This is a genomic window from Antarctobacter sp. (assembly GCF_965277915.1).
GTDB lineage: Bacteria > Pseudomonadota > Alphaproteobacteria > Rhodobacterales > Rhodobacteraceae > Antarctobacter.
Genome location: NZ_OZ255849.1, coordinates 2,204,466 through 2,229,718 on the forward strand (window position 1 = coordinate 2,204,466; position 25,253 = coordinate 2,229,718).

27 protein-coding genes are annotated in these 25,253 nt (G+C 64.2%); 15 read left to right on the plus strand and 12 right to left on the minus strand.

What is annotated here, in order from left to right; genetic code table 11:
- Positions 1–303: 303 nt before the first annotated feature.
- From ACQY5B_RS11570 to ACQY5B_RS11590, 5 genes are all read left to right on the plus strand, one after another.
- Complete coding sequence (locus ACQY5B_RS11570; RefSeq protein ID WP_420325165.1) at positions 304–1,239, plus strand: homoserine O-succinyltransferase; 936 nt, start codon at positions 304–306, stop codon at positions 1,237–1,239.
- Positions 1,240–1,268: 29 nt separating this feature from the next.
- The gene (locus ACQY5B_RS11575) at positions 1,269–2,237 is read left to right on the plus strand and encodes an alpha/beta fold hydrolase (protein ID WP_420325164.1); all 969 of its coding nucleotides are present in this window, start codon (positions 1,269–1,271) and stop codon (positions 2,235–2,237) included.
- Positions 2,238–2,335: 98 nt separating this feature from the next.
- Positions 2,336–3,205, plus strand: a complete 870-nt coding sequence (gene ppk2, locus ACQY5B_RS11580; RefSeq protein WP_420325163.1) for a polyphosphate kinase 2 — start codon at positions 2,336–2,338, stop codon at positions 3,203–3,205.
- Positions 3,206–3,215: 10 nt separating this feature from the next.
- A complete protein-coding gene (locus ACQY5B_RS11585) occupies positions 3,216–3,836 on the plus strand; it encodes a TetR/AcrR family transcriptional regulator (protein WP_305970278.1) in 621 nt (206 codons plus the stop codon).
- A gap of 109 nt (positions 3,837–3,945) precedes the next feature.
- On the plus strand, positions 3,946–4,809 hold the full coding sequence (locus tag ACQY5B_RS11590; RefSeq protein ID WP_420325162.1) for a hypothetical protein: 864 nt from the start codon (positions 3,946–3,948) through the stop codon (positions 4,807–4,809).
- Here the strand turns inward: ACQY5B_RS11590 and ACQY5B_RS11595 are convergent.
- The 3 genes from ACQY5B_RS11595 to rplM form a co-directional block, all read right to left on the minus strand.
- Positions 4,796–5,833, minus strand: coding sequence for a glycosyltransferase family 2 protein (locus tag ACQY5B_RS11595; RefSeq protein ID WP_420325161.1), 1,038 nt, complete (start codon positions 5,831–5,833; stop codon positions 4,796–4,798). The genes ACQY5B_RS11590 and ACQY5B_RS11595 overlap by 14 nt on opposite strands.
- A 133-nt stretch (positions 5,834–5,966) precedes the next feature.
- Complete coding sequence (gene rpsI, locus ACQY5B_RS11600; protein ID WP_305970281.1) at positions 5,967–6,455, minus strand: 30S ribosomal protein S9; 489 nt, start codon at positions 6,453–6,455, stop codon at positions 5,967–5,969.
- A complete protein-coding gene (gene rplM, locus ACQY5B_RS11605) occupies positions 6,455–6,919 on the minus strand; it encodes a 50S ribosomal protein L13 (protein WP_305970282.1) in 465 nt (154 codons plus the stop codon). The genes rpsI and rplM overlap by 1 nt, the downstream gene beginning before the upstream one ends.
- Before the next feature lie 258 nt (positions 6,920–7,177).
- Between rplM and ACQY5B_RS11610 the strand changes: the two genes are divergently transcribed.
- The 4 genes from ACQY5B_RS11610 (at position 7,178) to speE (ending at position 10,237) form a co-directional block, all read left to right on the plus strand.
- Positions 7,178–7,501, plus strand: a complete 324-nt coding sequence (locus ACQY5B_RS11610) for a hypothetical protein (protein ID WP_420325160.1) — start codon at positions 7,178–7,180, stop codon at positions 7,499–7,501.
- The gene (locus tag ACQY5B_RS11615) at positions 7,498–8,544 is read left to right on the plus strand and encodes a TFIIB-type zinc ribbon-containing protein (protein WP_420325159.1); all 1,047 of its coding nucleotides are present in this window, start codon (positions 7,498–7,500) and stop codon (positions 8,542–8,544) included. The genes ACQY5B_RS11610 and ACQY5B_RS11615 overlap by 4 nt, the downstream gene beginning before the upstream one ends.
- A 201-nt stretch (positions 8,545–8,745) precedes the next feature.
- Positions 8,746–9,267, plus strand: coding sequence for an adenosylmethionine decarboxylase (gene speD / locus ACQY5B_RS11620; protein ID WP_305970285.1), 522 nt, complete (start codon positions 8,746–8,748; stop codon positions 9,265–9,267).
- A gap of 118 nt (positions 9,268–9,385) precedes the next feature.
- Positions 9,386–10,237 (plus strand): polyamine aminopropyltransferase, encoded by an 852-nt coding sequence (gene speE / locus ACQY5B_RS11625; protein WP_420325158.1) that lies wholly within the window; start codon positions 9,386–9,388, stop codon positions 10,235–10,237.
- A 43-nt stretch (positions 10,238–10,280) separates the two neighbouring features.
- Here speE and ACQY5B_RS11630 read toward each other — a convergent pair whose 3' ends face one another.
- Positions 10,281–10,634 carry a PaaI family thioesterase gene (locus ACQY5B_RS11630; protein ID WP_371931769.1) on the minus strand — a complete coding sequence of 118 codons (354 nt, stop codon included), beginning with the start codon at positions 10,632–10,634 and terminating at the stop codon, positions 10,281–10,283.
- 123 nt (positions 10,635–10,757) lie between these two features.
- On the opposite strand from ACQY5B_RS11630, the gene ACQY5B_RS11635 reads away from it, so the two are divergent.
- The 4 genes from ACQY5B_RS11635 (at position 10,758) to gluQRS (ending at position 14,515) form a co-directional block, all read left to right on the plus strand.
- Complete coding sequence (locus ACQY5B_RS11635) at positions 10,758–11,546, plus strand: enoyl-CoA hydratase (protein WP_420325157.1); 789 nt, start codon at positions 10,758–10,760, stop codon at positions 11,544–11,546.
- A gap of 111 nt (positions 11,547–11,657) precedes the next feature.
- A complete protein-coding gene (gene trmFO, locus ACQY5B_RS11640) occupies positions 11,658–13,022 on the plus strand; it encodes a methylenetetrahydrofolate--tRNA-(uracil(54)-C(5))-methyltransferase (FADH(2)-oxidizing) TrmFO (RefSeq protein ID WP_420325156.1) in 1,365 nt (454 codons plus the stop codon).
- Positions 13,023–13,034: 12 nt separating this feature from the next.
- Positions 13,035–13,640: a class I SAM-dependent DNA methyltransferase gene (locus ACQY5B_RS11645; RefSeq protein ID WP_420325155.1), complete on the plus strand. Its 606-nt coding sequence runs from the start codon at positions 13,035–13,037 to the stop codon at positions 13,638–13,640.
- Positions 13,637–14,515, plus strand: coding sequence for a tRNA glutamyl-Q(34) synthetase GluQRS (gene gluQRS, locus ACQY5B_RS11650; RefSeq protein ID WP_420325154.1), 879 nt, complete (start codon positions 13,637–13,639; stop codon positions 14,513–14,515). Before ACQY5B_RS11645 ends, gluQRS begins: the two co-directional genes overlap by 4 nt.
- A 4-nt stretch (positions 14,516–14,519) precedes the next feature.
- On the opposite strand, the gene hisI is transcribed toward gluQRS, so the two are convergent.
- Positions 14,520–14,900, minus strand: coding sequence for a phosphoribosyl-AMP cyclohydrolase (gene hisI, locus ACQY5B_RS11655; RefSeq protein WP_420325153.1), 381 nt, complete (start codon positions 14,898–14,900; stop codon positions 14,520–14,522).
- Between the two features lie 48 nt (positions 14,901–14,948).
- Here hisI and ACQY5B_RS11660 point away from each other — a divergent pair, with 48 nt between their 5' ends.
- The gene (locus tag ACQY5B_RS11660; RefSeq protein ID WP_420325152.1) at positions 14,949–15,401 is read left to right on the plus strand and encodes an iron-sulfur cluster assembly scaffold protein; all 453 of its coding nucleotides are present in this window, start codon (positions 14,949–14,951) and stop codon (positions 15,399–15,401) included.
- Between the two features lie 194 nt (positions 15,402–15,595).
- Here ACQY5B_RS11660 and ACQY5B_RS11665 read toward each other — a convergent pair whose 3' ends face one another.
- From ACQY5B_RS11665 to sciP, 5 genes are all read right to left on the minus strand, one after another.
- Positions 15,596–15,718 (minus strand): hypothetical protein, encoded by a 123-nt coding sequence (locus tag ACQY5B_RS11665; protein WP_305970293.1) that lies wholly within the window; start codon positions 15,716–15,718, stop codon positions 15,596–15,598.
- A gap of 170 nt (positions 15,719–15,888) precedes the next feature.
- Entirely contained in the window at positions 15,889–17,979 is a 2,091-nt protein-coding gene (gene recG / locus ACQY5B_RS11670; protein ID WP_420325151.1) for an ATP-dependent DNA helicase RecG, read from the minus strand.
- Entirely contained in the window at positions 17,976–20,228 is a 2,253-nt protein-coding gene (gene ligA / locus ACQY5B_RS11675; protein ID WP_420325150.1) for an NAD-dependent DNA ligase LigA, read from the minus strand. Before ligA ends, recG begins: the two co-directional genes overlap by 4 nt.
- A 61-nt stretch (positions 20,229–20,289) precedes the next feature.
- A complete protein-coding gene (gene ctrA, locus ACQY5B_RS11680) occupies positions 20,290–21,006 on the minus strand; it encodes a response regulator transcription factor CtrA (protein WP_305970296.1) in 717 nt (238 codons plus the stop codon).
- A 94-nt stretch (positions 21,007–21,100) separates the two neighbouring features.
- Positions 21,101–21,379 (minus strand): CtrA inhibitor SciP, encoded by a 279-nt coding sequence (gene sciP / locus ACQY5B_RS11685; protein ID WP_305970297.1) that lies wholly within the window; start codon positions 21,377–21,379, stop codon positions 21,101–21,103.
- A 123-nt stretch (positions 21,380–21,502) separates the two neighbouring features.
- Between sciP and mnmA the strand changes: the two genes are divergently transcribed.
- Positions 21,503–22,645 carry a tRNA 2-thiouridine(34) synthase MnmA gene (gene mnmA / locus ACQY5B_RS11690; RefSeq protein ID WP_420325149.1) on the plus strand — a complete coding sequence of 381 codons (1,143 nt, stop codon included), beginning with the start codon at positions 21,503–21,505 and terminating at the stop codon, positions 22,643–22,645.
- A 145-nt stretch (positions 22,646–22,790) separates the two neighbouring features.
- On the opposite strand, the gene ACQY5B_RS11695 is transcribed toward mnmA, so the two are convergent.
- Positions 22,791–24,344 (minus strand): alkaline phosphatase D family protein, encoded by a 1,554-nt coding sequence (locus ACQY5B_RS11695; protein WP_420325148.1) that lies wholly within the window; start codon positions 24,342–24,344, stop codon positions 22,791–22,793.
- 152 nt (positions 24,345–24,496) lie between these two features.
- Complete coding sequence (locus tag ACQY5B_RS11700) at positions 24,497–25,225, minus strand: GNAT family N-acetyltransferase (protein ID WP_305970300.1); 729 nt, start codon at positions 25,223–25,225, stop codon at positions 24,497–24,499.
- Positions 25,226–25,253: the final 28 nt, after the last annotated feature.

Consider the following 25,253-nt stretch of genomic DNA (forward strand, 5'->3'; position numbering starts at 1 on the left):
GTCGGGCGCATATGCGAACATCCTGGTTCACATTCGGAAAGACCGGCGGACAAACCGGGGCCCGGCCCCATCGGCGCGCCGGTGCCCGCGGAGGCGGACCGGCAATCCGGGCAGGGACGCATGTCTCCGGCACAAGGCCGCCCTGACGGTTCCCGTACCCCCGCCTCATCCCCGGTTTTCACCGCTGCCCCGGCTCCGCCCCGGCCATTTGGCCCGGATCCGTGCGGGCGGCCCGTTTCTCCCGCTTGCCCCATGACAGCCGATCCCCTATCTAGGCCTCCGCGCCGTGAAAGGACCCGACCGATGCCCATCAAGCTGCCCTCCGACCTGCCCGCCTTCGACGTGCTCACGCGTGAAGGTGTCATGGTCATGACCGAGGAACAGGCAGCCCGGCAGGACATCCGCCCGCTGCGCATCGGTCTGCTGAACCTGATGCCCAAGAAGATCCAGACGGAAAACCAGTTTGCCCGCCTGATCGGGGCCACGCCGCTGCAGATCGAATTCAGCCTGATCCGCATGTCGGAGCACCAGACCAAGAACACCGCCGCCGAGCACATGGAGACCTTCTATCGGCCCTTCGCCGAGGTTGCGGCCTCCGGCGAGAAGTTCGACGGGCTGATCATCACCGGCGCCCCGATCGAACATCTGCCCTTCGACGAGGTCACCTACTGGGACGAGTTGCGCCAGGTCTTCGACTGGACCCAGACCCATGTGCATTCCACCTTCGGCGTCTGCTGGGGCGGGATGGCGATGATCAACCATTTTCACGGCGTCAAGAAACACATGCTGGAGGCCAAGGCCTTTGGCGCCGTGCGGCACCGCAACCTGGAACCGGCCTCGCCCTACCTGCGCGGGTTCTCCGACGACATGGTGATCCCCGTGTCGCGCTGGACGGAAATCCACCGCGAAGAAGTGTCCGCCGCCGGTCTGCCGATCCTGATCGACTCCGAGGAAACCGGCCCCTGCCTGGTCGAGGATTCCTGCCACCGGGCGCTCTATATCTTCAACCACCTGGAATACGACAGCGGCACGCTGAAGGAAGAATACGATCGCGATGTCGCGGCGGGAAACCCGATCAACGTGCCCGCCAACTATTATCCGGACGACGACCCGTCGAAACCGCCGCAGAACCGCTGGCGCAGCCATGCGCATCTTCTTTACGGAAACTGGATCAACCAGATCTACCAGTCGACGCCGTTCGAACTATCCTTGATCGGAAAGGCCCCCGTCGACGCCTGACAGGGGCCCGGTTCGACACGGAGTAAAAGGTGTTGCGTATTCTGGGTGCTGTTCTTCTTCTTTCGCTGCTGGGCGGTTGCGCCGTCACGCAGATCCGCGCCGACCGCATGGAACGCGAGGCAGAGACACGCTGGCCCCCCGTGGGCCAGTTCGTCGAGGTCGATGGCCTCCGCGTCCATTACGTCCAGAAGGGCAGCGGCCCCGACGTTGTTCTGCTGCACGGGGCCAGCGGCAACCTGCGCGACTTCACCTTTCAACTGGTCGACCGGCTGGCGCGCGACTATCGCGTGACCGCCTTTGATCGTCCGGGACTGGGCTACACCACGCGCGAGGCGCGCTTTCAGGGCGCCTTCAACGCCCGCGCGGAAACCCCGCAGGACCAGGCTGCCGCGCTGGCGGCGGCAGCGGAAAAGCTGGGGATCCGGCGGCCCGTGGTGGTCGGCCATTCCTTTGGCGGCGCGGTGGCGATGGCCTGGGGGCTGGACCAGGACGCTGCCGCCGTTGTCAGCCTCGGCGGCGCGATCATGCCCTGGCCGGGGTCGCTCGACAGCCAGTACCAGGTGCTGGGCAATCCACTCGGCGGCGCCGTCGTGCCGCAATTCGTGACCGCCTACTACGGCAGCGACCGCGCCCGGCAGGCGGTGGCGGGCATCTTCGCGCCCCAGGACGTGCCCGAGGGTTACCTCGACCACATCGGCCCCGGCCTCAGCCTGCGGCGCGAGACGATCCGCGCCAATGGCCGGCAGGTCGCCGCCCTGCGCCCCGCGCTCGTCGAAATGTCGAAACGCTACCCGCAGATGACGATTCCCGTCGAACTGCTGCATGGCACCGCCGATACGACCGTGGGCTATGAAATCCACAGCGTTGCCGCCGACAAGCTCTTGCCCAACGCCCGCGTCACCCCTCTGGATGGCGTCGGCCACATGCCCCAGCACGCCCGCCCCGGCGCCGTGGTCGAGGCGATCCGACGGGCCGCAGAACGGGCGGGCCTGCGCTGATCCCCGCCCCCGCCCGGGCCGTCACGGGGGCGACAATGGTTTGCGTTAATCCTCTTAACATCCCATAGTGCCGGTCACTTAGACGCGCGAGGCCCTCCATGACGCTCCCCTTCGACGGCGCCATCTCCAGCTACTTCGAGCATGACGCCCCCAAGCCCGTGCGCGAGGCGATCAGCCGCGCCGACAAGGACGACATCCTCGACACCAGCTATCCCTATTCCGAGGAAATGAAGCGCAAGACCTACGACAAGGAAATGGAACGCCTGCAGATCGAACTGGTCAAGATGCAGGCCTGGGCCAAGGAAAGCGGCACCCGCCTTGCGCTGGTCTTCGAGGGACGCGACGCCGCCGGCAAGGGCGGCACGATCAAGCGTTTCCGGATGAACCTCAACCCGCGCGGCGCCCGTGTCGTGGCGCTTGGCAAACCCTCGGACACCGAGGCCACGCAATGGTATTTCCAGCGCTACATCGACCACCTGCCGGCAGCCGGGGAAATCGTCTTTTTCGACCGGTCCTGGTACAACCGGGGCGTGGTCGAACATGTCTTCGGCTTTTGCGACAACGCACAGCGCGAGCATTTCTTCAGCCAGGTCCCCGCCTTCGAAAAGATGCTGGTGGACGAGGGCATCCATGTCTTCAAGTTCTGGCTGAACGTCGGCCGCGCCGAACAGTTGCGTCGCTTTCTGAAGCGCGAGAACGACCCGCTGAAACAGTGGAAGCTCAGCCGTATCGACGTCGAGGGGCTGGCCCGCTGGGATGCCTATTCCGCCGCCATCCAGGAAACCCTGACCCGCACACACACCTCCCCCGCGCCCTGGACGGTGGTCCGGTCGGACGACAAGAAACGCGCCCGGCTGGCCGCAATCCGCCATGTGCTGACCCATCTCGATTACGCGCGCAAGAACAGCAAGGCCCTGGGCGCGCCCGATTCCAAGGTCCTGGGCGGGCCGGAGATCTGGGAGGCCTGACGGGCCGGACATGGTCAAGAAACGCGGATACCATCACGGCAACCTGCGCCAGGCCCTGGTCGAGGCCGCGCTGAAGCTGATCGAGCAGAAAGGCCCCTCGGGCTTTACCCTCTCGGAGGCGGCGAAACAGGCCGGCGTCACCCCGGCGGCGGTCTACCGGCATTTTTCCGGCCGCGAGGACCTGATCGCCGAAGCCGCGCGGCAGGGCTACGAGATTTTCGCCGATGTCATGCAATACGCCTATGACAAGGGCCAACCCTCGGCTCTGGCCGCCTTCGAGGCGACGGGCCGGGCCTACCTGGCGTTTGCGCGCAAATATCCCGGCCACTACATCGCGATGTTCGAATCCGGCGTTTCGGTCAACCATTCACCGGAACTGGCGATGGCCTCGTCCCGGGCGCGCGCGGTGCTGGAAACCGCGGCAGAGAAGCTCTCGCAGCATATCCCGCCCGAAAAACGCCCGCCCCCGGCAATGTTCTCGGCCCATGTCTGGGCCCTCAGTCACGGGGTGGTCGAGCTTTTCGCCCGCAACTCGCCCGGCACCCAGGCCCCCTTCCCGCCCGAGGACCTGCTGGAATCGGGCATCGGCGTCTACCTGCGCGGATTGGGCCTGATACCGCCGGATCAATAGAAGCGGCCGGGTGGCGGCTTGCCCCCGCTTGCCAGGGGCAAGCCGCCCGAGGTATTTCCGGCCCAGCGAAACGACAGGCGCGCGCCATGACCGCCGCCAGGGAGCCAGGATGACCAAGACCTTCTTTCTCGGCCTCGGGGGCCAGAAATGCGGATCCTCCTGGATCCAGGCCTACCTGGCACGCCAGCCGGGATCGGATTTCGGCCGCTTGGGGGAATACCAGTCCTGGGAACATCACCGCGGCGGCATCTTTGCCCGCTACCGCGCGCCCGAACCCTCAACTCTGGGCAAGCTGCGCGCCCGTGCCAAGGTCGCGCTCGGCGCGCCGGAGCCGGCGGCGCATCTGCGCTGGCGCCTGCAACAGGACGAAAACGCCTATTTCGACTATTTCGCCGGGCTCCTCGCACAGGACGGAATCACGCGCACGGGTGACATCACCCCCTCCTACGCGGCGCTTCCCGCCGATATTCTGGCCCGCATTCGCGACGGGTTCGCCAGCCGGGGCATCGCCGTCAAGCTGCTGTTCTCCATGCGCGACCCGGTCGACCGCCTGCGCTCTCACATGCGGATGGAAATGGAAAAGGGCCGCCTGCCAGAGGCCGCCGAGAACGAGGCTCCCCTGCGCGCCTTCTACGCCACCCCGGAGGCCGAGGCGCGCAGCCGATACGATCAGACCCTGTCGGCCATAGAGGCGGTCTTTGACCCCGGCGACGTCTTTCTGACCCCGTTCGAGACGCTGTTCACGGCCAATGGAATCGCCGACCTGTCGCGCTTTGCGGATGTGGCGGTGGATGCCCAGGCCGGGATGCGCGCGGTCAACAGCCGCGCCAAGGGATCGGGCCTTTCGGAAGAGCTGGAAGGCGAAATCGCCCGTCACTATGCCCCCGTCTACGAGGCAGCGGCCCTCCGCCTGCCCCAGGTCGCCGAGGCCTGGCCCTCAGCCCGTTTCGTGCTGCCGCCTACCAGCGCATGAGCCCGCAACGCAGCAGCTGCTCCGGTCCTTCGTAGGACACAGAGCTCTCATCGAGGAATCCATCCTCGACGTCCTGCATACGCTCCAGCAATTGGGCGTAATATCGATACTTGGCGGCAGCGTTGGCATGGGCGCCCCAGGCGGTCGCCCGGTCGATCTTGTCGGCAAACTGCGCCGTAAAGACGAAGTGCGCCACCGTCAGCAGCACCTCGGACGAGGGGGCCAAGTTGCCATAATGTGACCCGGTCAGCCGGCTTTGCGCATCGCGCAGCACCAGCGGCGTCTTGTGTCGGGGCGATTTCTGGAACTGCTGCGCCTTCTTGGCGCGCGACGACATCCAGACCCGCTGCCAGCCCCGGCGCACCACCTGCGGTTCGACCCCGTACCGTTTGAACAGCCGGGCCGTCTTGGACTTGCCCAGCAGCTCGGGCTGGGCGCCCGGCCGCAGGGCCACCAGCGGCTCGCACTGGAAATACGGATAGGCCTTGATCAGCGCGTCGAAATTCTGCGGCAGTTCCCCTTTCAACCCATTGGCCGAGGCCGGAAAGAACTCCACCACCGAGGCCACCGCCGAAGGCGCGCCTTCTGTCCGCAACCGGTCGACCACCTCACGGATCGAGGTGACACCCGGTGGCAGGATCAGGAATTCATCCGCGTCGACGTAACCGACAAAGGCACCATCGAAGAAAAGATGCGGCAGGGCGATCTTGAAATAGGTCCCCGCCCGCTCCTCGCGCACGGCCCCGTCCGGATCACGATAGCGCAGCAGATCCCCGAAAGAGAGGTCCGAGTGCATCACCACCACGTCCGGCTGCGCGCACAGATAATCGAACGATCCGTCGTCGCTGGCATCGTCCCAGATCAGGAACTGTTCGAACCCGATGGCGCGATGATGGTCCAGCCAGGCCGGCAGGAAACCCATCTCGTTCTTCATCGTGGAAAACAGCGTCAGCCGCTCGGCATCGACCGTCCCCGACACAACATGCGCCAGCCTTCCCGCATCCTCGATCCCGACCGTTTCCACCCGCGCCGCACCCCTTCTTTCCTGCGTCCCAAATACCTCCGGGGGCTTGCCACAGGCAAGCATCGGGCCGGAACCCCCACACCCAAAAAAGAAGGGGCCCCGAAGGGCCCCTGCAATCGCGATGTCGAAACGTTTAGCGCTTCGAGAACTGGAACGAACGACGCGCCTTGCGCTTACCGAACTTCTTACGCTCGACGACACGGCTGTCGCGGGTCAGGAAGCCGGCCGCCTTGAGCGGGCCGCGCAGCGAGGGATCGTACAGCTGCAGCGCCTTCGAGACACCGTGCTTGACCGCGCCGGCCTGACCGGTCAGACCGCCGCCCTTGACCGTGGCATAGACGTCGAATTCGCCTTCGACACCGGCCACCTGGAACGGCTGGCGCAGGATCAGCTGCAGAACCGGACGGGCAAAGTACTTGTCCATTTCCTTGCCGTTGACGGTGACCTTGCCGGAACCCGGCTTGATCCAGACGCGGGCCACCGCGTCCTTCCGCTTGCCGGTGGCATAGGAGCGGCCCAGCTCGTCACGGACCGGCTCACGCGGGGTTTCCTCGGCGACGACGACGTCCTCGACGCCGGCTGCTGCGCCCAGCTCTTCCAGAGAGTTGATCTGATCAGCCATTATTTCGCCACCCGGGTGTTCTTGGAGTTCTTCGATTTCACGTCCAGAACCTCGGGGTTCTGGGCTTCGTGCGGATGCTCGGCGCCGGCGTAGATGCGCAGGTTGGTCAGCACCTTGCGCGACAGGCGGTTGCCCGGCAGCATGCGCTTGACGGCCTGGAAGACGACGCGCTCGGGGTGGGCGCCTTCAAGGATCTGCGCCTTGGTGCGCGACTTGATGCCGCCCGGGTGGCCGGTGTGCCAGTAGAAGTGCTCGTCGCGCTTCTTGCCGGTCAGCTGCACCTTGTCCGCGTTCACGATGATGACGTTGTCACCACAGTCCATGTGCGGGGTGAAGGAAGGCTTGTGCTTGCCGCGCAGCCGCGTGGCGACGATCGAGGCAAGACGACCCAGAACGAGGCCTTCGGCGTCGATCACGATCCATTTCTTGTCGATGTCTGCCGGAGTTGCAGAGTAGGTTTTCATATGTATCGGTCCGTTTCGAGTGAGAAAGCCGAGGCGAAGCCCCGGCCCTGAATTCGATTGCGCCGTTATACGCAGGCGATTTCCCCAGTCAAGCGCACGACCACAGAATTAATGCAATAAAATCATTAACTTGCGATTACGGTATCATATTACCCCAAATTTTCGCACCTCTCGACCACCGCACAAGGTCAGGGAATACTGCCTTGCGATAGGTCTGGCCGCCATGCAGTCTGCGCCCGAACAACGACAAGACCCCCGATGCAACCATTTTCTCTTCTCGGTCCGCTTCTGTCCGGCCTCGCCCTGATGGCACTGTCGACCGCCATTGGCGCCGGGGCCATGCGCAAGCTGGTTCACGTCTACGAGGCCAAGCACGAGCTGAAACAGGGATCCGCCGGGTTTCTGCGAACCATCGCGGGATGGTCCTGGATCGCGATCTGGGCAATGGCCACCTGGTTCCTGGCCACGATCATCGGCGACTGGGGCGCTTCGGGCGATCTCGACGGGGCCATCGCGCGGTCCTGGCTGAGGCTTGAAATCCTGCTGCACATCGCCAGCGCGCTCTCGGACGCCGATTCATGAACATGATCGACACCGACCAGTCAGAGCTCCGCTGCCCGAACTGCGGCGGCCAGTGTCTCTACGATCCCGCGGTGCAGGCGCTGGCCTGCACCAGTTGCGGCGACACCCGGACGCTGGAAACGCCCTGGGACGGGGCCGCCAGCGCCGAAACGGACTATCACGTCGACACGCCCGAAACCCTGCCGCCCGACCTGCCCGACAGCCGCGCCCACCGTTGCGAAACCTGCGGCGGCGAAGTGGTCTTTACCGGCGCCGCCCTGTCGGACCGCTGCCCCTATTGCGATGGCGCCGTGGTGCTGTCCTCGGCGGACACGGGCTATCGCACCACCGCGCTGATCCCGTTTCGCGTCCCGGAAAAGGACGCGCAGAAACATGCGCTGGACTGGGTGCGCGGCCGGCTCGCGGCCCCCAAGGACCTGGCCGCGACCGTGGAAAAGGGCCGTGTCGCAGGGCTTTATGCCCCCTTCTGGACCTTCGACAGCACCGAGGCCGTGGACTACTGGGCCAGCTACACCACCGGCAGCGGCAAGAACCGCCGCACCCGGCGCACCAATGGCAGCATGACCGTGGATTTCGACGACCTTCTGATGCCCGCCAGCCCGCATGTCACGCCACTGATCCGCGACGGCATCCTGCATCATTTCGACCCCCGCCGCCTGCGCCCCTACCGCGCCGGATACCTCGCCGGTTTCGCCGCCGAACGCCATCACCAGAGCGTCGCCGAAGGCCTGGCCGCCAACGAGGCGGACAAGCGGCTGCTGATCCGCAACCGCATCAAGGGCCACATCAACAAGAGCCGCGTGTCCAACATCGGCTTCAACGCCGACACCTCGGGCATCCGCTATCGCCGCATCCTGCTGCCGGTCTGGATCCTGCACTATCGCTGGAACGACACGCCGATGAAGGTGGTGGTCTCCGGCCTCGACGGGCGCACCTTCGGCGAACGCCCCTTCTGCCGCTGGAAGCTGACGGGATACGCCGCCCTGGCCAGCCTGGCGGTGATGGGCTTCGGCCTGTTCTGGGGTATCGGCGCCGCGCCCTGACCGCCCTGTTCCGAACGCATGGCGGATTTTCTCGCGCTTGCAGAAATTTTCTCTTGAACGACTCAAGGCAGGCTCTTAGGTGGGCCTTACTTTCGGACCCGATCCCAACCCGGACGCCCAGCCATCGTGCTGGGCTCATGTGTCTTCGGGGGGCGCTAAGGGACCGACTGGAACGCACTGCTGGCTTGAAGGAGGCATGTCATGAAGGACATCAACCTCTTCCAACTGGGGTACGGTCTGGAGACAGGCGCCCAAGAGGAAGACACCACCCGGGGTCTGGCCCCCGCAAATGAATCCGTGATGCCGCGCGACGTCTTTGACGAAAACCGCGACGATCACTTCATCCGCCGCGACGGCAGCGTCTTTGCGGGCACCCACCTGATCATCGAAGTGGTCGACGGAGAGGGTCTCGACGACGAGGCACGCATCCAGCAGGCCTTCCGCGACTGCGTGGACACCTGCGGCGCGACCCTGCTGCACATCCACACGCACAAGTTCAGCCCCCAGGGCGTGAGCGGCGTGGCCGTGCTGGCCGAAAGCCATATCTCGGTCCACACATGGCCGGAAATCGGCTACGGCGCCTTCGACGTCTTCATGTGCGGCGATGCCGAACCGTGGAAGGCCGTCGACGTGCTGGGCCGCGCCTTCTCGACTGCCGACGTGCGCGTCAAGGAGCTCAAGCGCGGCGAAGGCGTGGTGGCCGAGGCCGGCGTCGCCGCCTGACCAATCCGCGCAGATCGCGTCAAAGGGCGGCCCCTGCCGCCCTTTTTTCATTGCCCCCGTCGAGGTGGCCGGACCGCCCGCTATCCTCGCGCCCGCATACCGCAAGGAGACCGACCCGATGACCGACAAGACCTGGATGCGCGAAGCCCTGCACGGCCATTACGCCCAGAGCTTTACCGTCGATGAATTGCTCTACGACAGCGAGACCGACCACCAGCGCCTGCGCGTCTTCCAGAATGGCACTTTTGGCCGGATGCTGACGCTGGACGACGTGGTGCAGACCACCGAGGGCGACAATTTCATCTACCACGAGATGCTGACCCATGTCCCGATCCTCGCTCACGGCGCGGCGAAACGGGTCTGCATCGTCGGCGGCGGCGATGGCGGCATGGCGCGCGAGGTGCTGAAACATGCGGGTGTCGAACAGGTCACGATGGTCGAGATCGACGCCGGCGTGGTCGAGTTTTCCAAGCAATACCTGCCGATGCTGTCCCAGGGCGCCTTCGACGACGACCGCCTTGACCTGATGATCGCCGACGGGGCCGAGTTCATGAAGGTCACCCAGGGCGGCTACGATGTCATCATCGTCGACAGCACCGATCCCATCGGCCCCGGCGAGGTCCTGTTCACCGACACTTTCTACGGCCATGCCAAGCGCGCGCTGGCCCCTGGCGGCATCCTGGTAACCCAGAACGGCGTGCCCTTCCTGCAGGGCGATGAACTGACCAACACCATGCGTGCCTTCCAGGCCCTGTTCACCGATGCCACCTGCTACATGGCCACCGTGCCGACCTACGCGGGCGGGCCAATGGCCTTCGGCTGGGGCACCGATGGCACGGCGCGCAGCGTGACGGTCAAGGACCTGACAGAGCGTTTCGCCACCGCCGGCATCGCCTGCGACTACTACACGCCCGAGGTGCACAAGGCCGCCTTTGCCCTGCCCGGCTACGTGTTGAAGCTGATGCCCTGACGGCGGAGCACGGGTGCAAGGCGGGGGTCACGCCGCCGCCCCCTCACCGCGCGGGCGGAATCGAATAGGTCAGCGAGGCATGGGCCAGCGGTTTGGCCTCGCCCTCGCTGAACAGAAGAACATCCGTCACCGACAGCGTACGTCCCAGTTTCAACACCCGCGCCTCGGCCAGCACATCGACCCCGGCGGCGGGTTTACGCATGAAGTCGATCGAACAATGCGTGGTGACGGTCAGCGCCTGCTTTCCGATTCGCGCCAGCGTCGCCACATAGGCCGCCACATCCGCCAGGCTGAACATCGCGGGACCGGACACCGTGCCCCCGGGCCGCAGGTGCCGCTCGTCGTTGAACAGGCGCATGACCAGCAGGTCCTCGTCCAGCCTGTCGATCCCGAACATGCCATCCACCTGCGGAAAAACCTCCTCCAGGTAGTCACTCACCTCTGCGGCATTCAGTTTCAGCGTCACCGTCTTTCCTCCCGATCTGGCGGCAGCTAATCTGCCCCAAACGAGGAGGACAAGATGCAAATCCTGGAACGTCACGACACGGACGGCATCGCGCATCTGCACATGAACGCCCCCGAACGGCTGAACGCCCTCTCGGACGAGATGCTGGCCGCGCTGCAATCCCAGATCGACGCCCTGGCCGAAGACCGCGAAACCCGCGTCGTCGTGATTTCGGGCGCGGGCAAGGCTTTTTGCGCCGGGCATGACCTGAAGCAGATGCAGGCCGGACGCCAGGCCAAGGATGGCGGCCGCGGTTACTTCGCCGATCTGTTCGCCCGCTGCACCAGCGTCATGACCGGGCTGACCCGCCTGCCCCAGCCGGTGATTGCCCAGGTGCATGGCATCGCCACCGCCGCTGGCTGCCAGTTGGTCGCCTCCTGCGACATGGCCGTGGCGGCCGAGGGCACGCGCTTTGGCGTCAACGGGGTGAACATCGGGTTGTTCTGCTCGACACCGATGGTGGCGCTGACGCGCAATGTCCACCGCAAGAAGGCCTTCGAGATGCTGACAACGGGACGTTTCCTGTCAGCCGATGAGGCCGAGGCCGCGGGCCTCGTGAACAAGGTCGTGCCGCCTGACCAGCTAGACACCGCGACGCGCGACCTGGCCGAGACCGTGGCCGCCAAGCTGACGGCGGCGGTGAAAATCGGCAAGGGCACCTTCTACGAACAGATCACGATGGACCTGGACGCGGCCTATGCCCACGCCGGTCAGGTCATGGTCGAGAACATGCTGTGGCGCGACACCGACGAGGGGATCTCGGCCTTTCTGGAAAAACGTCTGCCCGACTGGCAGAAGAGTTAAGGCTTTCTGACTCGTTTGTACAAAACGTCGGAATCGGCGTACGTTTCGTACAAAACGTACAAACTCCAAAGGGGTCTTGGCAGCGGCGCTGTCCTGGCCTAGATGCGCGCCATGACACAGGAATTGCATATCGTCGGCGGCGGAATGGCCGGATCCGAGGCGGCCTGGCAGGCCGCCAACATGGGCGTGAAAGTGGTGCTTCACGAGATGCGCCCCGAGGTGAAGACCTTCGCGCATCAGACTGGAAACCTTGGAGAAATGGTCTGCTCCAACTCCTTCCGGTCGGATGATCACGAACAGAATGCCGTGGGCCTTTTGCATTGGGAGATGCTGCAGGCCGGCGGATTGATCATGGCCACGGCCTATGACCGGCGCCTGCCCGCAGGCGGCGCCCTGGCCGTGGACCGCGACGGTTTTGCCGAGAGCGTCACCGCCGCCTTGCAAGACCACCCCAACATACTGATTTCATACGAAGAAATCGACAAACTTCCGGACGAGGGCCAGTGGATCTTTGCCACCGGGCCCTTGACCTCCCCCGCCTTGGGCGAAGCGATCCAGCGCGAGACCGGCTCTGACCGGTTGGCCTTCTTCGACGCGATCGCGCCGATTGTCTATGCAGAAAGCATAGACATGTCAGTGGCTTGGCGGCAATCCCGCTATGACAAGGGCGAGACGGAGGAAGAGCGCAAGGCCTACCTCAACTGCCCGATGACCAAGGATCAGTACGAAGCTTTCATCGACGCCCTTCTGGCGGCGGACAAGACCGAATTTCATGAAGGCGAAACAGCAGGTTACTTCGACGGCTGCCTGCCGATCGAGGTCATGGCCGAACGCGGGCGAGAGACCCTGCGCCATGGGCCGATGAAACCCATCGGCCTGACCAATGCGCACAAGCCCGAGGAAAAACCCTATGCCGTCGTGCAGTTGCGCCGCGACAATGCCCTGGGCACGCTCTACAATATCGTCGGCTTTCAAACGAAGATGAAGTATGGCGCGCAAGCCTCTGTTTTCAAAATGATTCCAGGGCTGGAGAATGCCAGTTTCGCGCGTCTCGGCGGGATCCACCGGAACACCTTCCTGAACAGCCCGACCCTGCTGGACGAACAGATGCGGCTGCGGTCCAAGCCGAACATCCGCTTCGCCGGCCAGGTCACCGGCGTCGAGGGTTACGTGGAATCGGCGGCCATGGGGCTGATCGCCGGGCGCATGGCGGCCTCGGAAATCCTTGGAAAGACAATGCCTTCCGTGCCGCAGGACAGCGCTCATGGCGCGCTGATCCACCACATCACGGGCGGCGCCGAGGCCAAGACCTTTCAGCCGATGAACGTCAACTTCGGTCTGTTCCGCCCCCTCGAAGGTCTGCGCGGTGGCCGCAAGGGACGTCGGGAACGCTACAAGGGCTACACCGACCGTGCCAAGGAGGTCTGGAGCGCATGGCTCGCCGAACAGGGGGTTGACGACCAGGCCGCAGAGTAGAACCCTGTCTGCATGAGCGATCCCTATTTCGACAAGGTCTACAAGGCCCGCACAGACGAAGAGACCCGGGAACTATATGACGCTTGGGCAAAGACTTACGACGCATCGGTCGAGGGCGAAGGCTATGCCACCCCACGCCGCTGCGCCGAGGCCCTGCACACGTTCATGCCGGATCTGACCGCCCCGATCCTTGATTTCGGCTGTGGCACCGGCCTGTCGGGACTGGCGTTGCGACTGGCCGGATTCTCGACCATCGACGGTGTCGACCTGTCGCCCGGCATGTTGGAACTGGCACAAGAGCGCCAGACGTACCGCAACCTGACCCCGATCGGCACGGACGATCCACTGCCCGGCGGCTATGCCGCAATCGCCGCCATCGGTGTCATCGGTGCCGGGGCCGCGCCCCTTGGCGCGCTTGAACGCATCTTCGACGCCCTGGATGCGGGTGCGAAATGCGTCTTTTCCTTCAACGATCATACGCTTGAGGATCCGGCTTTCGAAGCCCTGGTGGAACGCCGCGTGGCCGACGGGTGCCTGACGCAACTCTTCCGCGAGCACGGCCCTCACCTGCCCGGAAAGAACATTGAATCAACCGTATATGTTGTTGAAAAGAAGTGATATTCACTACACGCTTTGCGCCGTCCCCGACCGGTCCACTGCATCTGGGACATGCCTATTCGGCGCTTCTGGCGCATGATCTGGCGCGCGCAGCAGCCGGGCGTTTTCTGTTGCGGATTGAGGACATTGACCACACACGCTCTCGCCCAGAGTGGGAACGTCAAATCCTGGACGACCTGACATGGCTCGGGGTGACCTGGGATGCCCTGCCGATGCGCCAATCCGACCGCACGCAGGCCTATGAAGCCGCGCTGCAAGACCTGTGGTCGCGCGGCCTGCTCTACGGCTGCAGCTGTACGCGCCGCGACATCTCCGCCGCCGTTGCCGCTCCGCAGGAAGGCGCCGAAGTGCCTCATGGGCCGGATGGCGTGGTCTACCCCGGCACCTGCCGACACCGCTATCCGCGCGACACCGCGAAGCCACCCGACGGGATGGCGCTGAGATTGGACATGGCCGCCGCACTGGCGACCTTGAAAACACCGCTGGCGGACTTCGTTGAAACCGGTCCCGACGGCGGCACGCCGGGCCGCAGGATCACCCTCTCCGCTCCTGATTTGACATTAAGTGTGGGTGATATCGTATTATCTCGAAAAGATTTTCTTGGATCATACCATCTATCGGTGGTGCTGGATGACGCCGCACAGGACGTCACCCATGTGATCCGGGGTGAGGATCTTTACGACGCGACGCAGATCCACGTTCTATTGCAGGCGCTTCTGCGATTGGAGACACCTGTCTACCTGCATCACCGCCTGATCCGCGATGAAAACGGTCGACGCCTCGCCAAGCGCGACGACGCCCGCGCCATCGCCACTTATCGCGCCGAGGGCCGAACCCCTCGGGAACTCCGAGAAATGGTCGGCCTGACCGCGTAATCTCTTACCCGATCATCGGCTTCATCAGTTCCACTTCGTCGCCGTCGCGCAGCGCGGTGTAGAAACAACTGCGCCGGTTGGTATGGCAGGCCGGACCCGTCTGCCGCACCAGGGCCAAAAGGCAATCCCGGTCACAATCCACCCGCAGGTCGACCAGTTCCTGGATGTGCCCCGAACTTTCTCCCTTGATCCAGAAAGCCTGCCGCGACCGCGACCAATAGGTCACGCGGCCCGATTCCAGCGTTCTGGCCACGGCCTCGGCATTCATCCAGGCCATCATCAGCACCTCGCCCCCCTCGGCGTCCTGCGCAATGCAGGGGATCAGGCCGCGATCATCATACTTTAGTGTGGAGGTGTCGAAAGCCATTGGAAAAACCTTTTGCATCGGGGACCGTGCCGCCTATGTATGTGAGACCTGCAGCAGGAGAAAGCCATGAGCGGCGAAACCGACCTGATCAAGCTCTATTCCGGTCGCATCCTCGAACTGGCGGCGGAGATTCCGCATAATTCCCGGCTCGAGGATCCTCAGGTCAGCGTCAAGAAGCGCTCGCCGCTGTGCGGTTCGACCGTGACTGTCGACCTGACCATGAAGGACGGCAAGGTTGCCGACTTTGGCCAGGACGTGAAGGCCTGCGCGCTTGGCCAGGCAGCGGCTTCCGTCGTCGGCAGCGCCATCATCGGGCGCACACCGGAGGAAATTCAGGCCGCCCGCGATTCCCTGCGCGCCATGTTGAAAGAGGACGGCCCGACGCCACCCGCACCTTTCGACGGGCTGGAAGTGCTGCGCCCGGCAGCCGCCTACAAGAACCGGCATGCCTCGATCATGTTGGCGCTCGACGCGGCCAGCCAAGCAGTCGAGGAAGCGCGGGACTCGCAGTCCGCCTGACTGGCTCAATCCACTATCCCGAAAAGAAAAAAGCCGCCGCACTCCGGGACAAGGAGGCGGCGGCCAGGAGCGTGTTGATCCATAGGAAACCGTGGTCGTGACCGGTTACAGGCAGGCGAACCGATCTGGGGACAGGCGGCACATCCGGACAGGCATGTGCGTTTGACCAGGGCTACAGACACGCAGGCAGAAACTCAGAAAACGGACGGCAGGTGCAGCGCACCGATGAAGATCACCGCCAAGGCAACGGCGCCGAGGGCATCCTGCCAGAGCGTATCGTGCTGGCGGTTCAGGACGGTCTTGACGGTGTCGATCATGGCTCGGCTCCAGTGTTCCGTTTGTTGACCCTTTGTTCTCATATTCTTAACAACCTGTAAAGAACTTAATGAGAACATTTGGGAACAAATTGTGAGTTCCACTGGAAATGCGCTGTCCCCGGCGATCGGAGCCATGCAGGTCCGGGTCCCCCCGGGTTGGCCGCACGATGTCAGCCAACGCCGATAAGGCGGATGGCCTCGTCCTGCCGCATCAGCCAGAGAAGCAGGCGTGCCGCCTGTCCGCGCGGGCCGGTCAGATCCGGATCCTCTGCCAAAAGCCTGCGGGCATCGGACTGCGCAACGGACATCAGCGCCGCCTGCCGTTCAAGATCCGCAATTCTGAAACGTGGCAGCCCGGATTGCGCCACGCCGATCACATCCCCCGCGCCGCGCATCTCGAGGTCGACCTCGGCGATGCGGAACCCGTCTTCCGTCTCACGCAGCGTGGTCAGGCGCTTCATCCCCGTCTCTGACAACGGAGGTTGATACATCAGCAGGCAGGTCGAGGCCGACTCGCCCCGTCCCACACGTCCGCGCAACTGGTGCAACTGCGCCAGACCGAAACTCTCGGCCCGTTCGATCACCATGATCGAGGCATTGGGCACGTTCACCCCGACCTCGATCACCGTGGTCGCGACCAGGACGGCGGTCTCCCCGGCCACGAAACGCGCCATTGCCGCGTCCTTTTCCGCTGGCGGCAACTGGCCGTGCACGAGACCCACAACCCCTTCGCCAAGCGCCGCGCGCAGGTGCTGAAACCGCGCCTCGGCGGCCACCAGATCGGAGCTTTCGCTCTCTTCGACCAGCGGACAGACCCAGTAGGCCTGCCGTCCCTCGGCAATGGCGCGGCGCAGGTGGTCGACAACTTCGTCCATGCGTTCGTTGGAAATCAGCGCCGTCTTGACCGGTTTGCGGCCCGGCGGTTTCTCATCCAGAACCGAAACATCCATGTCGCCGTACTGCGCCAGCGCAAGGCTGCGCGGGATCGGCGTGGCGGTCATGACCAGCACATCCGCGCCCACGCCCTTTTTGCCCAGTTCCATCCGTTGACGCACGCCAAAGCGGTGCTGTTCGTCGATGATGGCCAGCCGAAGGTCGGCGAATTCCACATCCGCCTGAAACACCGCATGGGTGCCGACAAGGATCTGGATGTCGCCCTGCGCAAGCGCCGCCAGCTTGGCCTTGCGCTCCGCTCCCTTGTCGCGCCCGGTCAGCAGTTCCAGAACCACACCTGCGCTTTCGGCAAGCGGCTGCAAGCCCTCAAGGTGTTGACGGGCAAGAATTTCGGTCGGGGCCATCATGACCCCCTGCCCGCCCGCCTCGACCGCGGTCAGCAACGCCATGAAAGCGACCAGCGTCTTGCCCGCGCCCACGTCGCCCTGCAACAGCCGGTTCATCCGCTGCGGCTTGGCCATATCCTCGGCGATCTCCCGGATCGCAAGCGTCTGCGCCCCGGTCGGGCTATAGGGCAGCGCGGCCAGCACGCGGTCCCGCAAACGGCCCGTGCCCTGGCTGACGATCCCCGGGGCGCGCCGCCGTTTCGCCCGGGCCAGGGCCAGGGTCAGCTGGTGCGCCATCAGTTCGTCATAGGCCAGGCGCGCCCGTGCCGGCGCCATCGGCGACAGATCCTGCTGCCCCTCGGGCGCATGAGCCGCACGCAGCGCCGCGTCCCAATCGGGCCAGCCTTCAGAGGACTTCTGCACCGTGTCGATCCATTCCGGCAGGTCCGGCAATCGGGTCAGCGCGTCGGTCATCGCCCGGGTCATCAGTTTTTGCGTGATGTTCCCGGTGAGCGGGTAGACCGGCTCGAATCCCGGCAGTTGATCCACCTCTTCGGGGCGCAGCATATGCTCTGGGTGGACCATCTGCGGCACGCCGTCGAAAAGCTCGACCCGGCCAGAGAGGATACGCCTTTGCCCCGTGGGCAACATGCGTTTGATGTACTCGCCGCCGCCATGGAAAAAGACCACCTGAAAGCGCGTACGCGCATCGTCGGCCTCGACCCGGTAGGCACCACCGCGTCGCGCGGATGGACGATGATTCCCGATCATGGCCTCGACCGTCGCGACACCGGGCAGTTCTGCGGCGATCACGCTGTCCTTCAGGTGTCGGTCGATCCCGGAATAGGGCAAGGTAAACAGAAGGTCGCGCGGGGTCTCGATCCCCGCCGCTTCGAGGGCCTGCGCCGACTTCGGCCCGATCCCATCCAATCCAGTGAGATCGGCAAAGAGTGGCCAGAGCGGCTCGGGCCGTCCACTCATGCGCCGATCAGCTCCAGCCAGCTGTCCTCGTCCAGCACCATCAGCCCCAGTTCGCGCGCCTTCTTCTCCTTGCTGCCGGCGCCGGGGCCAGCAACCACGATATCCGTCTTTTTCGAGACCGAGCCCGAGACCTTCGCGCCCAGGGCCTCGGCGCGCGCCTTTGCCTCGGCCCGCGTCATCCGCTTGAGCGAACCGGTAAAGACCACGGTTTTCCCCGCGACGGCAGAGCCTTCGGTATCGGGGCGTTCGGCCTCCTGGATGGTCAGATGGTCGGTCAGCCGGTCGATCGAGGCGCGTTCGGCCTCTTGCGCGAAACTGGTGACAAGGGCGACGGCGACCGTGGCGCCGATGCCGTCGATGCCGGTGATCTCGTCCCAGGCGGCGCGTGCCTCTGCGGGCACATCGGCCCAGGCGGCGTCTCGGCTTTCCTTGATACGCGCGCGGCGCCCTTCTGTTGCGGCTGCACGGCGCTCGGCCTCTTCGGCGGCATCGGCATCGCGCTGGGCCTTCGCCGCAGGACCAGCCGCGTCGATGGCCGCAACCAGCGTATCCCAGGTGCCAAAGTGCCGGGCCAGATCACTGGCCGCCACCTCTCCGACGTGGCGGATGCCCAGGCCAAACAGCAGGCGCGCCAGCGGTATGTTGCGGCGTTCCGCGATCGCGGCAAAGAGATTGGCCGCGGATTTCTCGCCCCAGCCTTCCCGGTTCTTGAGTTGCTGCATGCCGCTGCCATAGCGGGCTTCCAAGGCGAAGATGTCCGCCGGTTCGGCGATCCAGCCGTCAGCGTGGAATTGCTCGACCTGTTTCGCCCCCAGCCCTTCGATGTCGAAAGCGGCGCGAGACACGAAGTGTTTCATCTTTTCGACCGCCTGGGCCGGGCAGACCAACCCGCCGGTACAGCGGCGCACGGCGTCGCCCTCTTCCCGGATCGCGTCGGATCCGCATTGCGGGCATGTGGTCGGGAACTGGTAAGGTTCGGCATCCGAGGGACGTTTGGACAGATCCACATCCGCCACCTTCGGGATCACGTCGCCGGCACGATAGACCTGCACCCAGTCACCGATACGGATGTCCTTGCCATCGCGGATCATATTGCCGCTGCTGTCGCGCCCGGCGATATAGTCCTCGTTGTGCAGGGTGGCGTTCGAGACGACGACACCGCCGACCGTCACCGGCGTCAACCGGGCCACCGGGCTGAGCGCGCCGGTACGACCGACCTGGATGTCAATTGCCTCGAGCCGGGTCCAGGCCAGCTCGGCGGGGAATTTATGCGCGATGGCCCAGCGGGGCGTTGTCGACCGGAACCCGAGCCGCGCCTGCAGGTCCAGATCGTTGACCTTGTAGACCACCCCGTCGATGTCATAGCCCAGCGTTGCGCGCTGTTCCTCGATCAGGGCGTAGTGTTCAAGCATGTCTGCCGGCCCGTTGCACAGGCGGGTCAGCGGGTTGGTCTGGAATCCCAGCTTGGCAAATCGCTCGATGGCCGCCATCTGGGTCTCGGCCAGCGGCTCTGAGAGCTCGCCCCAGGAATAGGCGAAGAATCTCAGGGGACGGCTGCGGGTGATTTCCGAATCCAGTTGCCGCAGCGATCCGGCGGCTGCGTTGCGCGGGTTGGCAAAGGTCTTTCCGCCCCGCTCTGCCTGCCGTGTATTCAACGCCTCGAAGTCGGCATGGCTCATGTAGACCTCGCCGCGCACCTCCAGCACATCGGGCGCCCCGGTCAAGGTTTCGGGAATATCGGCAATGGTTCGGGCATTGGCAGTGACGTTCTCGCCTTCGCTGCCGTCACCACGCGTGGCGGCCTGGACGAGTTTTCCCCCCTCGTAGCGCAGCGAGAGCGAGAGCCCGTCGATTTTGGGTTCGGCCGTGTAGCGCAGCGGAGCCTCCGGCCCCAGGCCGAGATAGCGGCGGATCGAGGAATCGAAATCCGAGATATCCGCATCCTCGAAGGCATTGGACAGCGACATCATGCGGATCGCGTGCCGGACCTTGGAAAACCCTTCGGCCGGCGCGGCGCCGACCTGTTCGCTGGGGCTGTCGGCACGTTTCAGGTCCGGGAAACGCGACTCGATCTCGAGATTGCGCTGCTTGAGCGCGTCGTATTCCGCATCGGAAATCTTCGGCGCATCCTCGGCGTGATAGGCTTGGTTCGCCTCGCCCAGAATATGCGAAAGAGACGCGAGTTCCTCTCGCGCCTCTGCCTCGGTCAGATCCCCGACCGTTTTCTCACTGAAGGCTGTCTTGGCCATCTCCGCCCCCGCGTCTCACCTGCCCGAAGTGATAGGCGGGGTCAGGGACAAGGTCCAGCCATCACCCGTTCGCGGCGATCGCCTTGGGTTCTTCCTGCGTGGGTTCAGGATCACGCAGGACGTAACCACGGCCCCAGACGGTCTCGATATAGTTGTCGTCGCCCGTAGCCTCGGACAGCTTTTTGCGCAATTTGCAGATGAACACGTCGATGATTTTCAGCTCCGGTTCATCCATGCCGCCATACAGGTGATTAAGGAACATCTCCTTGGTCAGCGTCGTCCCTTTGCGCAAGGAGAGCAGTTCCAGCATCTGGTATTCCTTGCCGGTCAGATGCACGGGCTTGCCCGCGACCTCGACCGTCTTTGCATCGAGGTTGACCGAAATCTTGCCGGTCCGGATGATCGACTGCGAGTGGCCCTTGGAGCGGCGGATGATCGCGTGGATACGCGCCACCAGTTCGTCCCGGTGGAAAGGCTTTGTCATGTAGTCGTCCGCGCCGAAACCGAAGCCCTTGATCTTGGACTGCGTATCGTCCTCGCCCGTCAGGATCAGGATCGGCGTGTCGATCCGCGCGACGCGCAGCTGGCGCAGAACCTCATGCCCGTTCATGTCCGGCAGGTTGAGGTCCAGCAGGATCAGGTCGTAGTCATAGAGCTTTGCCAGGTCGATCCCCTCTTCGCCCATGTCGGTCGAATAGACGTTGAGATTTGCATGGCTCAGCATCAGTTCGATACTTTTCGAGGTGGTGGGATCGTCTTCTACCAGCAAGATACGCATTTGGGTCTCCGGGCAATGTCTTAAGGTTGTACCCATGTTTCAGCGAAAAAGGTTAACGCCCTGTTACCATAACCAGAAGGATCCAGCTTTCAACTCACGGTTGACGATATTTCTGCACACGGGTGACTTTCAGGGCGTCCTCGCCGTGTTCGGTCGCGGCCTTCACCCACTCCATCAATTCCTCGTCGCTGAGATTGTAGTGATCCTTTGCCTGTTCCTGGCTGATCAGGCCGAAGGTCACTGCCTTGACCACCGCCGCCTTGCGAGAGGCGACCCAGCGGCGGGTTTCCTGGGGCGGAAGGTCGGCACGAGTCATCGTGCTGCCATCGGGAAGCTTCACTGCGCGCGGACCATCGATCTTTTTAAGGTACATGTTGCCTGCTCCAACATTTCGTTGGCGGCCATAAAGCCACGCGGCACTTAACGACGACTGAAACGCCCCCTTGAGAATAGGTCGGATTTTCCTATATTTCCCGCCATTCCAAGGAGAGACGTCATGCCCCTCGACACGCGCCCACTGAACTCGCTGGGCCTGCCCAAACCGCCGTCCGAAACCCGCGTGGTCGTCGCCATGTCCGGCGGCGTCGACAGTTCCGTCGTGGCCGCCATGCTCAAGGAAGAAGGCTATGACGTGGTCGGCGTGACGCTGCAGCTTTATGACCACGGCGCGGCCCTGGCCAAGAAGGGCGCATGTTGCGCCGGGATCGACATCCACGACGCGCGCCGCGTCGCCGAATCAATGGGCTTTCCGCACTATGTCCTCGACTACGAGAACATCTTTCGCGAGGCGGTCATCGACGAGTTCGCCGACAGCTATCTGGGCGGCGCAACCCCGGTCCCCTGCATTCGCTGCAACGAACGGGTGAAGTTCAAGGACCTGCTGGAAACGGCAAAGGACCTGGACGCCGATTGCATGGCGACAGGCCATTACATCCAGCGCAAGATGGGTGAACGCGGTGCGGAACTGCATTCCGCCGCCGATGCCTCGCGCGATCAGAGCTATTTCCTGTTTTCGACCACCCCCGAACAGCTGGATTACCTGCGCTTCCCGCTGGGCCACCTGCCCTCCAAGGACGAGACCCGCGCGCTTGCGGCGAAATACGGGCTGAGCGTCGCGATGAAGCCGGACAGCCAGGACATCTGTTTCGTACCCGACGGCAATTATGCCGCGGTGATCGAGAAATTGCGCCCCGGTGCTGCCGAGCCCGGCCAGATCGTGCATGTGGATGGCCGCGTGCTGGGCGAACATGACGGTGTCATTCACTATACCATCGGCCAGCGCCGGGGCCTTGGCATCGGCGGCTTGTCGGAACCACTCTACGTCGTGAAACTGGACGTGGAGGCTCGACAGGTCATCGTCGGCCCCAAGGAGATGCTGGCGACCCGCAAGGTTCCCGTGCGTGAGATCAACTGGCTGGGTGACGAGCCGTTCACCAGCCGCGAGGAGTGGCACCTCATGGTCAAGGTCCGCTCGACCCGGCCCCCGCGCGAGGCGGTGGTGCGCCCGATCTCGGAGACGGAGGCCGAGGTGGAACTGGTGGTCGCCGAGGAAGGCGTCAGCCCGGGACAGGCCTGCGTCTTCTATGCGCCCGAAGGCTCTCGCATCTTTGGTGGTGGCTGGATCTGGCGCGGGTACTGACTGCAGCGTTGGCTCTCGGGACAGGAGCGAGAGGCCAGCCCCTCGTGCTCCCCGGAGTATTTTCAGCCCAAAGAAACACAGGTCAACAAAGCGAGGGCCGCACCCCGATCGAGGGTGCGGCCCTTTTGTCAGGAGCAGGCGGCTATCAAGCGCGCTCGGGGTCCAGCGTCACGGACCAGAGTTCGGTGTCCGCACGGTCCATCAGGCGCACGGTCAGCTGCTCGGTCGCGCCGTCGATGTCGACAAGGCCGAAGAACTGAAGACCGGCGGAGGGCGGCAGGTTCACTTGGCCTTCTTCCGGTGCTTTCACATAGCGGACCTCGGGGCCAAAGGTCATGTCCAGGTCGTTCGGGCCGAAGGTGCCGGCGTGCAGCGGGCCAGAGACGAACTCCCAGAAGGGGGCGAAATCCTGGAACTGGGCCCGGTCGGGCGAATAGTGGTGCGCGGCGGTATAGTGCACGTCCGCGGTCAGCCAGACCGTGTTGCGGATCTCTGCAGCCTTGATGAAGCGCAGAAGACCCGCGACCTCCAGCTCGCGCCCCTTGGCCTCGCCGTTGTCGCCATTGGCGATGGCTTCTTGTCCGCCACCGACCACCAGGCCGATCGGCATGTCGGAGGCGATCACCTTCCAGGTCGCCTTGGATTGCGTCAACTCGCGCTTGAGCCATTCGATCTGCTCGCGGCCAAGGATACGGCTCTCGTCCGTCAGCTCGCCCTGCAGGTTGTCCGTGTTCGGCCCGCGGTAGCTGCGCAGATCGAGGAAGAAGATGTCCAGCATCGGACCGTAGGAGATCTTGCGGTAGACACGGCCCGGTTCGGCCGGCGTGTAGCGGATCGGCGCCATCTCGTGGAAGGCGCGGCCGGCGCGGGCAGCCAGCACATGCACCGACTTCTCGGAATACCGGTCATCTTCCATCAGGCTGCGCGAGGAGGACCAGTTGTTGACCACCTCGTGATCGTCCCACTGGAAGAAGGTCGGCACGGCTGCGTTCATCGCCAGAACGTGCTCGTCCATCATGTTGTATTTCCACTGGCCGCGGAATTCGTCCAGCGTCTCGGCGACCTTGCGTTTCTCATCGGTCAGAACGGTGTTCTTCCAGATGACTTCGCCGTCCTTTTCAACCTCGTCCTGCATCGGGCCATCGGCATAGATGGTGTCGCCGGAATGCAGGAAGAAATCGGGCTGGTGCCCGGCCATCGTGGCATAGGTGCGCATGCCTTCATCGTCGATGCCCCAGCCCTGGCCGGCGGTATCGCCCGACCAGGCGAAACGCACCGAGCGGCGCGCGCCGGGCGCAGTGCGGAAACGACCGACGATGGGTTCGGACACCGCGTTGATGTCGCTCAGGTCGGCGGCCGTGAAGCGGTAAAAGACGTCCTGGTCCGAAGCGAGGTCGGTGAGCAGACGCTTCACCGCGAAATCGCTTTCGGGCAGCGCATCCAGCGGCGCAAGACGGCGGGCATCTGCAAAGCTCTCGGTGGTCGAGACCTCCATCATCACCCGGGCCGGACGGTCGGTGCGAGTCCAGATCATGCCCGAGGACATGTCGACGTCGCCGGACTGGACACCATGCGTAAAGACCGGGCGCGCCGAGGCGCGGCTGATCGCCGGCATCGCCAGCGATGCGGCGAAGGCGGTCGATCCGGCCAGAAAGGCGCGGCGATTGGGGCGGGGCAACAAGAGGTTGGCTTTGGACATGGCATGTCACCTTGAAGCTGTTGGAAAGACGTCCGATCCTTGGACTGCCGGACCTTTCCCCCGCGAAGACGACAGGACGATGGCACTCTTGCAAAGGTTTCGACACGGCTTTGTAACAGATCGCCCCGCCCTGCCCCTTCCAGGGTCGGTCGTCAGCCCGCCACCGCGCGCAGCAATTTCTTGCGGGCCGGCGGGATCGCTGCGATCTCGACGCCGGTAAAGACGTGAAGCGTGTTCATCCGGGCATCCACGACCGCATGATCCGACACCCACCCCCCCATCATCAGGTAGGTCCGCAACAGCGGCGGCATCCGCAACATCGCCATTTTCGCATCGGGCTTGCGCCGCAGCCGCGCGGCGAACCGGAAGACATCCGGCGCCTTGACCCGCGGCAGCCAGCGCCGCGGCGCCAGGTGACGCGCCTTGAGCATTGCGAAGGCATCATAATAGGCGCGCGCATCCGTCCCCGAGAAACTGGCACAGCCGAACAGCAATTCGACGCCCTGCGCATCGACATAGGCGGTCATCGCGCCCCAGGCGACGCGCAGGATGTCCGGGTCCTTAAGGTCCGGGTCGATGCAGAAGCGCCCCATCTCGACCATTGGGCCCTGAAAACTTTCCAGCGCCGAAAGCTCGTAATACTGGGCTGAATAGCTGCGCCCGATCTCACCGCCGCTGGCCAGCGGCAGAAAACGAAAACAGCAGACCAGAGCGCCGCTGCGGCTGTCCTCGACCAGAACGTGATCGCAGAGCGGATCGAAATCGTCCGCATCCATGCCGCCGCCGTGAAAGGCCCTGCCGCGCAAGCGCTGCGCTGCCTCGATGTCTGCCGCGCCCGCGGCCATCCGGGCCCGATAGCGCCCACGGCTCAGCTTTATCATCTCACGTTCTCCTGCCCGGACGCTCGAT